The 10,797-nt window shown below is 72.2% G+C and carries 4 protein-coding genes; 3 read left to right on the top strand and 1 reads right to left on the bottom strand.

Features of this window, described 5'->3' with window-relative positions; all coding sequences use genetic code 11:
* Positions 1 to 7,743: amino acid adenylation domain-containing protein (locus ACZ6NC_RS10430; RefSeq protein WP_465730996.1), on the bottom strand; the 7,743-nt coding region annotated here is incomplete at its 3' end.
* Positions 7,744 to 8,455: 712 nt separating this feature from the next.
* On the opposite strand from ACZ6NC_RS10430, the gene ACZ6NC_RS10425 reads away from it, so the two are divergent.
* The 3 genes from ACZ6NC_RS10425 (at position 8,456) to hppD (ending at position 10,777) form a co-directional block, all read left to right on the top strand.
* Positions 8,456 to 9,229 carry a thioesterase II family protein gene (locus tag ACZ6NC_RS10425; RefSeq protein WP_392939871.1) on the top strand — a complete coding sequence of 258 codons (774 nt, stop codon included), beginning with the start codon at positions 8,456 to 8,458 and terminating at the stop codon, positions 9,227 to 9,229.
* 129 nt (positions 9,230 to 9,358) lie between these two features.
* On the top strand, positions 9,359 to 9,571 hold the full coding sequence (locus ACZ6NC_RS10420) for an MbtH family protein (RefSeq protein ID WP_465730994.1): 213 nt from the start codon (positions 9,359 to 9,361) through the stop codon (positions 9,569 to 9,571).
* Positions 9,572 to 9,652: 81 nt separating this feature from the next.
* On the top strand, positions 9,653 to 10,777 hold the full coding sequence (hppD, locus tag ACZ6NC_RS10415) for a 4-hydroxyphenylpyruvate dioxygenase (protein WP_465730992.1): 1,125 nt from the start codon (positions 9,653 to 9,655) through the stop codon (positions 10,775 to 10,777).
* Positions 10,778 to 10,797 lie beyond the last annotated feature (20 nt).

Below are 10,797 nucleotides of genomic sequence, written 5' to 3'. Positions count from 1 at the left end.
GTCGGCGTCCAGGATCTCGATGCGGCTGACGGGCTGCTCGGGTTCCGCGACGGCGGCACGCAGCACCCGCACGAAACGCTGCGCGATCGCCTCGGCCGTGCTCTGGTCGAACAGGTCGGTGGCGTAGGTCAGCGCGCCGTGCAGGCCGACCGCCTTCCCGTGCGCGTCGTGCAGCTCACGGAGCTGGAAGTCCAGGTCGAACTTGGCAGGGAGCTGACCGGTCGCCACCAACACGGCCTCGATACCCGGGAGTTCGAGGGCGGCCTCGGTGTTGTTCTGAAGGGTGAGCATGACCTGGAAGAGCGGGTGCCGGGCCATCGAGCGAGTCGGGGCGAGGTCCTCGACGAGGCGCTCGAAGGGGACGTCCTGGTTGGCGAAGGCACCGAGTCCGCTGTCCTGGACGCGGGTGAGGAGCTCGCCGAAGCTGGGGTCGCCGCTGAGGTCGGTGCGCATGACGAGGGTGTTGACGAAGAAGCCGACCAGGTCGTCGAGGGCTTCGTCGGTGCGTCCGGCGATGGGGGTGCCGACGGGGATGTCGGTGCCGGCGCCCAGGCGGTTGAGCAGGGTGGAGAGGGCTGCCTGCAGGACCATGAACAAGGTCACACCGCGGGAGCGGGCCAAGTCGCTGAGCTGCTCGTGCAGTTCGGCGGGGATGTCCAGGTCGTGCGTCGCGCCCTGGTGGGTGGCGACGGCCGGGCGGGGCCGGTCGGTGGGCAGCTGGAGCTCCTCCGGCAGACCGGCGAGCGCCTTGCGCCAGTGGGTGAGCTGCTGGGACAGCACGCTCTCGGGGTCGGTGTCCTCGCCGAGGAGCTGCTGCTGCCACAGGGTGTAGTCGGCGTACTGCACCGGCAGCGGCTGCCACGCGGGGGCGGCGCCGTCGAGCCGCGCGGAGTACGCGGTGGATATGCCGCGGGCGAGCGGGCCCATCGACCAGCCGTCGCCCGCGATGTGGTGCACGACCAGGACGAGCACGTGCTCGTCCGCGGAGACGCTGAACAGCTCGGCGCGCAGCGGTACTTCGGTGGACAGGTCGAAGACGTACCCGGCCGCGCGGGCCAGGGCCTGCTCCAGGTCGGCCTCGGTGAGCGAGGTGACGGGCAGGTCGAGGGTGACCGTCGCGGGGTCGAGGACGTGCTGGTGGGGCTGGCCGTCGGCGGTGCGGAACACCGTGCGCAGGACCTCGTGGCGGGCCAGCACGTCGTGCAGCGCGCCCCGCAGGGCGTCCCGGTCCAGGGTGCCGGTCAGCCGCAGCGCGGCGGGGATGTTGTAGGTGGCGCTGGGGCCTTCGAGCTCGCCGAGGAACCAGAGCCGGCGCTGGGCGGCGGACAGCGGCACCACGTTCGGGCGCTCGCCCGCGGTCAGCGCAAGCCGGGTCGTACCGGTCCCGCCCAGGCGCTCGGCCAGGCCGGCGACGGTCGGGGCCTCGAACAGGGCGCGGATGCCGACCTCGACACCCAGTACCGCGCGGATCCGGCTGACCAGGCGGGTGGCCAGCAGGGAGTGGCCGCCGAGCTCGAAGAAGCTGTCGTCCACGCCCACCGAGGCCACGCCGAGCACCTCGGCGAAGACGCCGCAGAGGATCTCCTCCTGCACGGTGCGGGGCGCGCGGCCCGCCGTGGCGGCGGTGTACCGGGGCGCGGGCAGGGCCTTGCGGTCGAGCTTGCCGTTGGCCGTCAGCGGCAGGGCCTCCAGCACCACGATCGCGCTCGGGACCATGTACTCCGGCAGCTGCTGCTGGAGGTCGCCGCGGATGCCGGCGGTGAGCCCCGCGTGGTCGTCGCCGCCCCGGGTCGGGACGACGTAGCCGACCAGACGCTTGTCGCCGGGGGTGTCCTCGCGGACGGTGATGGTGGCCTGGGCGACGGCCGGGTGCGCGGCCAGCGCGGACTCGACCTCGCCGAGCTCGATCCGGAAGCCGCGGATCTTCACCTGGTCGTCGGCGCGGCCGGCGAACTCCAGGGTGCCGTCGGCACGCCAGCGCACCAGGTCACCGGTGCGGTACATCCGCTCGCCGGCCTCGCCGAACGGGTCGGCGACGAAGCGCTCGGCGGACAGACCCGGGCGGTTCAGGTAGCCGCGGGCCAGACCCGCACCCGCCACGTACAGCTCGCCGGCGGTGCCGGCCGGGACGAGCTGTAGCCCGCCGTCGAGGACGTACAGGCGCAGGTCGGGGATGCCGACGCCGATGACGCTGCCGATGCCGGCGTCGGCGCTGATGGCGGAGTCGAGGGCCATGTAGCTGACGTGCACGGTGGTTTCGGTGATGCCGTACATGTTGACGAGCAGCGGGGCGTCGTCCTGGTGGCGGCTGTACCAGTCGCGCAGGCGCTTGAGGTCGAGCGCCTCGCCGCCGAAGACAACGGTGCGCAGGGCGAGTTGACGGCCGAGGTCGGGGTTCTGGGCGTCGGCCTGCATCAACTGGTAGAAGGCGGAGGGGGTCTGGTTGAGGACGGTGACCTCCTCGCGGACGAGGAGGCCGAGGAAGTCCTGCGGGGAGCGGGAGACGTCGAAGGGCACGACGACGAGGCGTCCGCCCCTGAGGAGGGCGCCCCACAGCTCCCAGACGGAGAAGTCGAAGGCGAAGGAGTGGAACCAGGTCCACACGTCGCCGGTGCCGAAGTGGAACCAGTGGTCGGTCCCGGACAGCAGACGGGCCACGTTGCCGTGCGGGACGACGACGCCCTTGGGGCGGCCGGTGGAGCCGGAGGTGTAGATGACGTACGCGGGGTGGTTAGGCAGCAGGCCGGGCCGGGGGTTGGCGGCGTCGAGGCCGGCCACTCGGGTGACGGTGTCGGGGTCGTCGAGGACGATCCGCGCGGTGCCGTCGGGCAGGGAGTCCTGGACGGACCGGCTGGTGATGACCAGGGTGGGCCGGGCGTCGCCGAGCATGTAGGTGATGCGGTCGGCGGGGTAGTCCGGGTCGATCGGCAGGTAGGCGCCGCCGGCCTTGAGCACGGCGAGCAGCGCCACCACCATCTCCGCGGAGCGCGGCAGAGCCAGCGCCACGAGCTGCTCAGGGCCGACGCCCTGCTCGGCCAGCAGGTGGGCGAGGCGGTTGGCGCGGGCGTTCAGCTCGGCGTAGCTGAGCCGGGTGTCCGTGAACACCACGGCGGTGGCGTCGGGCGTCAGGGCCGCCTGGGCCTCGAACAGCTCGGGCAGGGTGCCGGTCGGCAGGTCCCGGGCGGTGTCGTTCCAGCCGGTCAGGATCAGGGCGCGCTCGTCGGCGTCGAGGATCTCGATCCGGCTGACGGGCTGCTCGGGGTTGGCGACGGCGGCCGTCAGGACCCGGACGAAGCGCTGCGCGAGCGCCTCGGCTGTGCGCTGGTCGAACAGGTCGGTCGCGAAGGTGACCAGGCCGTGGAGGCCGGCGGCCCGGCCGGTGGTGTCGAAGGACTCGTTGAGCTGGAAGTCCAGGTCGAACTTGGCCGGGGCCTGCCCGGTCGGCACCAACTCGGTCGCAAGGCCCGGGAGTTCGACGACAGCCGCGGTGGTGTTCTGCAGCGTGAGGACGACCTGGAAGAGCGGGTGCCGGGCCATTGAGCGGGTGGGGGCGAGCTCCTCGACGAGGCGCTCGAAGGGGATGTCCTGGTGGGCGAAGGCGCCGAGGCCGGCGTCCTGCACCTGGCGGAGGAGGTCGCCGAAGGTGGGGTCGCCGCTGAGGTCGGTGCGCATGACGAGGGTGTTGACGAAGAAGCCGACCAGGTCGTCGAGGGCTTCGTCGGTGCGTCCGGCGATGGGGGTGCCGACGGGGATGTCCGTCCCCGCGCCCAGACGGTTGAGCAGGGTCGCGAGTCCGGCCTGGAGGACCATGAACAGGGTCACGCCGCGGGAGCGGGCCAGGTCGCTGAGCTGCTGGTGCAGTTCGGCGGACAGGTTCAGGTCGTAGGTCGCGCCCTGGTGGGTGGCGACGGCCGGGCGGGGGCGGTCGGTGGGCAGCTGGAGCTCTTCCGGCAGGTCGGCCAGGGCCTTGCGCCAGTGGGTGAGCTGCTGGGACAGCACGCTCTCGGGGTCGGTGTCCTCGCCGAGGAGCTGCTGCTGCCACAGGGTGTAGTCGGCGTACTGCACCGGCAGCGGCTGCCACGCGGGGGCGGCGCCGTCGAGCCGGGCGGCGTAGGCCTCGGAGAGGTCCCGGGCCAGCGGGCCCATCGACCAGCCGTCGCCCGCGATGTGGTGCACGACCAGGACGAGCACGTGCTCGTTCGCGGAGACGCTGAACAGCTCGGCGCGCAGCGGTACTTCGGTGGACAGGTCGAAGACGTACCCGGCCGCGCGGGCCAGGGCCTGCTCCAGGCCGGCCTCGGTGACCTCGGTGACGGGCAGGTCGAGGGCGACCGCCGCCGGGTCGAGGACGTGCTGGTGGGGCTGGCCGTCGGCGGTGCGGAAGACGGTGCGCAGCACCTCGTGGCGATCGGTGACATCGCTGAGGGCGGCCCGCAGGGCGTCCCGGTCCAGGGTGCCGGTCAGCCGCAGCGCGGCGGGGATGTTGTAGGTGGCGCTGGGGCCTTCGAGCTCGCCGAGGAACCAGAGCCGGCGCTGGGCGGCGGACAGCGGCACCACGCTCGGGCGCTCACCGGCGGTCAGCGCGGGTCGAGCGGCGTCGGCCCCGCCCAGACGGGCGGCCAGGCCGGCGACGGTCGGGGCCTCGAACAGGGCGCGGATGCCGACCTCGACACCCAGCACCGCACGGATCCGGCTCATCAGCCGCGTCCCGAGCAGCGAGTGGCCGCCGAGCTCGAAGAAGCTGTCGTCCACGCCCACCGAGGCCACGCCGAGCACCTCGGCGAAGACGCCGCAGAGGATCTCCTCCTGCCGCGACGAGGGCGCCCGCCCGGAGGCGCCGGCCGCGTAGTCCGGCGCGGGCAGCGCCAGCCGGTCGACCTTCCCGCTGGGCGTCAGCGGCAGCGAGTCCAGCACCACCACCGCGCTCGGGACCATGTACTCCGGCAGCTCCGACGCGACGTGCCTGCGCAGCAGTTCGCCGTCCACGGGCTCCCCGGACTCCACGGGCACCGCGGCCGGGACGACGTAGCCGACCAGCCGCTGGTCCCCGGGGCGGTCCTCGCGCACCACGACGCTGGCCCGGCCCACCGAGGGGTGGCCGGCCAGTGCGGACTCGACCTCGCCGAGCTCGATCCGGAAGCCGCGAATCTTCACCTGCGCGTCGGCCCGGCCGGCGAACTCCAGGCTGCCCGCCGCGCTCCACCGGACCAGGTCGCCGGTGCGGTACATCCGCCCGCCGGCCGGGCCGAACGGGTCGGCCACGAACCGGTCGGCCGTCAGCTCCGGACGGCCCAGGTAGCCGCGCGCCAACGCGGCGCCCGCGACGTACAGTTCACCCGTCACACCGACCGGAGCCGGCTGCAGCGAGTTGTCCAGGACGTAGACCCGGGTGTTGGCGATCGGACGCCCGATCGGGGTCTCGGTCGCCCCGCAGTCGCCGAACAGCACGTCGCCGCTGGTCTCGGAGGCGCCGTAGAAGTTGAGCAGCCGGGCGTTCGGCAGCGCCTCGGCGAACCGCTCCGCCAGGTACTGCGGGATGTTCTCACCGGTGGTCACCCAGTGGGTGCACGAGGCCAGCAGCGGGGTGCCGACCTCCAGCAGGGCGGCGAGCAGGCTCGGCACGACGGTGATGCGGCCGATCCGGTGCCGGGCGATCAACTGGGCCAGGGCCAGCGGGTCCTTGGCGGAGGCCGCGTCGGCCAGGACGACCGGGTCACCGTGGAGCAGCGAGCCGAGCAGCTCGGTGGAGCCGTCGACGAAGCTCACGGAGCTCTTCGCCAGGGTCGGCGCGCCCGGCCGGTACGGGTAGCTGCGGGCGATCGCGGTCAGCAGGTTGGCGGAGCTGGCGTGCAGGCCGACGACGCCCTTGGGGCGGCCGGTCGACCCGGAGGTGTAGAGCACGTAGGCGGGGTGCTCCGGGCGCAGCGGGGCGGTCCGGTCCTCGTCGGTCGGGTCGGTGGCGGGGAACCGTTCGAGCTCGGCGGCCAGCTCCGGGGCGTCGACGACGAGCATGGGCGCCGGGGTGGCGGCGCGCAGGCCGGCCTCGGTCCGGGTGCCGGCCAGCACCAGGGCCGGCTCGGCGTCGGCCAGCATGTAGGCGATCCGCTCGGCCGGGTACTCCGGGTCGACCGGCAGGTAGGCGGCGCCGGTCTTGACGACGGCGAGCAGCGCCACCACCATCTCGACGGAGCGCGGCACGGCCAGTGCGACCAGCCGCTCCGGGCCCGCCCCGCGCTCGATCAGCAGCCGGGCGAGCCGGTTGACCCGCTCGTTCAGCTCGGTGTAGCGGACCTCGGTGTCCTGGAACACGAGGGCGGTGGCCTCGGGGGTGCGGGCGACCTGGGCCTGGAACAGCTCCGGCAGCACCCCGCCCGGGACGGCGGCCGCGGTGTCGTTCCACTCGGTCAGCGTCCGCCGGCGCTCGTCCCCGGTCAGCAGCTCGACCCGGCCGATCGGCTGATGCTCGTCGGCCGCGGCGAGCGCGTCGAGGAAGCGGATGAAGCGGTCGGCGTGCTCGGCGACCTGCTCCGTGTCGTAGACCGCGGGGTTGGCGTCGAGGGCGAAGAGCATGCCCTGCCCGGCGGCGCGGTCGTAGACGACGAAGGAGAGGTCCTCGACCGGGCCGTTGGTGAGGTTGTGGGCGGTGGACGGGTGTCCGCCGAAGGTCAGGTCGTAGTTGAACGCCTGGATGTTGACGGTGGCGCCGACGAGCGGCCCGGAGGCGCCGGCCAGGCCGAGCTCCCGGCGCATCTCCTCGTAGCGGTAGCGCTGGTGGCGCAGGTCCTGGCGGGCGGCGGCGCTGGTCTGCTTGACCAGCTCGACCAGGGTCAGCTCGGGGCCGACGGTCAGGCGCAGCGGCAGGACGTTGGTGAGCATGCCGGGGATCGCGCGGATGGTCCGGCCCGAGCGGCTCATCACGGGCATGCCCAGGACGACGTCGTGGGCGCCGGTGAGGCGGTGGGTGTAGGCGGCGGTCGCGGCCAGGACGAAGGCGGACCAGCCGACGCCGAGGCGGCGGGCGGCGGCCTTCAGGTGGGCGGAGTGCTCGACGCCGAGGTCGACCGTGTGGCGCAGGTGGCCGCGGGCGGGCGGCGCGAAGCGGCCGGCGAGGCTGACCGGCTCGGGGCGGTCGGCGAGGCGCTCCAGCCAGTACCGGCGGTCCTCGGCGTGCTGCTCGGAGCCGCGGTAGGCGGCCTCGTCGTCCAGCAGGTGCTGGAAGGGCGGGAGCGGGCTGCCCTCGTCGGGGCGCCCCTCGACCAGGGCGGTGTAGAGCTCGGCGGCGCGGGCCGCCATGAGCGAACCGCTGTAGCCGTCGACGACCCCGTGGTGGGCGCGCTGGTACCAGATGAAGCGGTTGTCGCCGGCGCGCAGGAGCGCCATGGTGAAGTGCGGTCCCTGCTGAAGGTCGCAGGGGCGCTTCAGGTCGGTCCACATCCAGGCCTGCGCGGCGGCCCACGGGTCGGGCTCGGCCGAGACGTCCACCAGGTGCAGCGGCCAGTCGGTGTAGGGGTTGATGCGCTGGCGGACGCCGTTGTCGGACTCGACGAAGCACAGCCGGAAGCCCTCGGCCTCGTGGAGCACCTGACGCAGGGCCAGCTCGAAGAGCCGGGCGTCGACGGGGCCGTGGATCTCCACGCACTCGGCGATCTGGTAGGCGGGGCTCGCCGGGTCCAGCTGCTGGGCGAACCACATGCCGGACTGGCCGGCGAGCAGGGGAAGGGTCTCGGCCTGGGTGTCCAACATGCTTCGGCGCTCCGGTTTCGTCAGCGTTCTTCGTCGGGTGGTGACCCGTGGGTGGCCTGACCTCGCGCGTGACGGCGGCGAGCGTCGGCGACTGGCCCCGGCGCCCGGGTGCGGGTGCACCTGGGCGCAGGGCGGCATGGTGTGCCTGTGGTGACGGGACGTCCGGTGGATCCTGTGACGCTCGACTCATCGGTGGCCTGCCACCGTTCGCCTACAGGTGTGTTCTATTCCACATTCCGGACGCGGGCCGGGGCGAGGTCATCACCGCCATGGCCCGTCCGCGTGTCCGCGTGCGTAGAGGGGCGGTCGGCTGCGGGGGGCGTGCCGCAGTCCCTCCCGACGCGGCAGCCGGCCCGCTGGGCCAGCCCTCTTGAGGTGCCTCCGGCCGTGAACGACCGCCTGGCGGCAGCCAGGCTGACGGCGGATCACAGAGGCAGTCGAGAAGCATAGCTGACTGTCGATCGCCCGCGACCGTAGTTGATCGAATATGACCGATCTTGCCTTGACCGCGTCCACCGGGCTGTGATCAGCTGAATCCGTGCGGCCACGATTGTGCGTCCGCGACAGGAGGGGCTGGGGGGCGCCGTTCTCAAACTCCTGCCCCATTCCGCCCGATAGCCGGACCGACGCTCCGTCCGGTTGTCGCCGGAGTGTCCTCCTGGTGATTTGCCATGCACGGGGGCGGCCCGAAGTTCGGGCTGGAAGGGTTGTTATGTACAGCAGGGGCGGAGAACCGACCGGTCGATGGTTTCGGACCGTACGTCCGATTTCGAACCCGAAGATCCGACTCGTCTGTTTCGCCCACGCGGGCGGCGCGGCAAGCTTTTTCCGCTCCTGGGACGGACTCGTGCCCGATGGTGTGGAAATCGTGGCGGTTCGGTATCCGGGGCGGGAGGACCGTCTGCTCGACCCGCCGGTCGAGACGATGGCGGAGCTCGTGGAACCGCTGGTGCGCGAATGTTCCCTATTCTCCGACGCGCCGCTGGTGTTCTTCGGCCACAGCATGGGCGCATCGGTCGCCCATGAGGTCGCCGTGCGCCTCCAGGCCGAGTGCGGTGTCACCCTGTCGGCCCTCGCGGTCTCCGGCCGGGCCGGTCCCGGGCGGGAGGCGCCGCGTGGGCTCGCCGACGCGAGTGACCTTCAACTCATCGAGGACGTAGGCCTGTTGGGTGGGACGGCGGCCGGCACCTTCGAGCACGCGGACCTGCGGGAGCTGATCCTGCCGGCGATCCGTGCCGACTACCGGCTGATCGAGCGTTATCGGGCCCCTGGGGCCGAGAATGCAATGGTGGACGCTCCTGTCTATGCCTACTATGGAAGCCAGGACGCTGAGCTGAGCGAGGATTCAATGGAATCCTGGTCAGCGGTGACGCGGGTCGGCTTCGCCGCGCGCGCCTTCGACGGCGGCCACTTCTACCTCGTGGAGCACGCCGAGGCCGTGCTCCGAGACCTCTTCCTCCGTATCGACTCCGCGATCAGGGTCTGATCGCCAATCCGATGTTCCGTCCGTGAGCCAACGGGTGCGCCTCCCCGCATTCGTCGGCCCCGCTATGCCCGGATATTCCCGCGGGCATCTCCGGATCCTCCATCGAACCACCACGGAAAGGCTCCAACAATGACGAATCCGTTTGAGAACCCGGACGGCAGCTACCTCGTCCTGGTCAACGCGGAGGGACAGCACTCGCTCTGGCCGGCCTTTGCCGAGGTGCCCGACGGCTGGAATAAGGCCTTCGGTGAGGCGGCCCGCCAGGAATGCCTCGACTACATCGAGGCGTCCTGGACGGACATGCGCCCGAAGAGCCTCGTCGCCGCCGCGCAGGAGAGCTGAGGCAAGCCTCTCCTTCCCTCGGTCGAACCAGGTCGCGGCACAACTGCCGTGACTCACGAACAAGTTAGAGGCGTGCAAATCGTGGACGGATCCGTCTTCCCCGCCGATCTCGGTATCGAGTATGTCGAGTTCTATGTCGAGAATCTTGAGGCAAGGACCGCGGAGTGGGTCGACCACTACGCGTTCGAGGTGATCGGCAGAAGCGGATCCGAGGCGCTGGGATTCCGGAGCGCGGCGCTTCGGCAGGGCCGGGTCGTGCTGGTCCTGACCGAGGGGACCGCGGAGGACCACCCGGCCACCGGCTACGTCCGGCGCCACGGCGAGGGCGTCGCGGACATCGCCCTGCGGACCGCGGACGCGTCGGCCGCCTTCGCCGCGGCGATGGAGCGCGGTGCGAGCGCGGTCGGCCGGCCTGGCCCGGCGCCCGCCGCCACGATCGCCGGCTTCGGCGACCTGGTCCACACGTTCGTCCAGGGCGGCGCCGACGGCGAGCCCGGTCTGCCGCCGGGCTTCGTCGCGGAGCCGGCAGCCGGGTCGGTCGGGTCGGTCGGTCCGGTCGGATCGGCCGCGGCCGGGCAGGGCCAGGGCGGCGCCGGTCCGGTCGGCGCGCAGCTGATCGACCACTTCGCGGTCTGCGTGAACGCCGGCGAGCTCGACCCCACCGTCGAGTTCTACCGGAGCGTCCTGGGCTTCCGGGAGATCTTCGAGGAGCGGATCGTCGTCGGCCCGCAGGCGATGATCTCCAAGGTCGTCCAGAGCGCCTCCGGCGAGGTGACGTTCACCATCATCGAGCCGGACACCACCGCCGACCCGGGCCAGATCGACGGCTTCCTCGCCAGCCACGACGGCGCGGGCATCCAGCACATCGCGTTCTCCGTCGAGGACGCCGCACGCTCCGTCCGCGCCCTCCGGGAGCGCGGGGTGGCGTTCCTGACCACCCCGGGCTCGTACTACGACCTGCTCACCGAGCGGATCACCCCGAAGAACCACGAGCTGGACGTGCTGCGGGAGTTGAACCTCCTGGTCGACGAGGACCACGGCGGCCAGCTGTTCCAGATCTTCACCCGCTCCACCCATCCGCGCCGTACCCTCTTCTTCGAGGTGATCGAGCGGATCGGCGCCGAGACCTTCGGCAGCTCGAACATCAAGGCGCTCTACGAGGCCGTCGAGCTGGAGAGGTCCAAGCAGAGCGGCACCGCGCAGTGAGCGTTCCGGACCGGGCACTG

Source organism: Kitasatospora sp. NPDC041988 (assembly GCF_055588525.1).
Note: the sequence above shows the minus strand (reverse complement) of the source record. Positions and strands in the feature narration are given on the sequence as shown.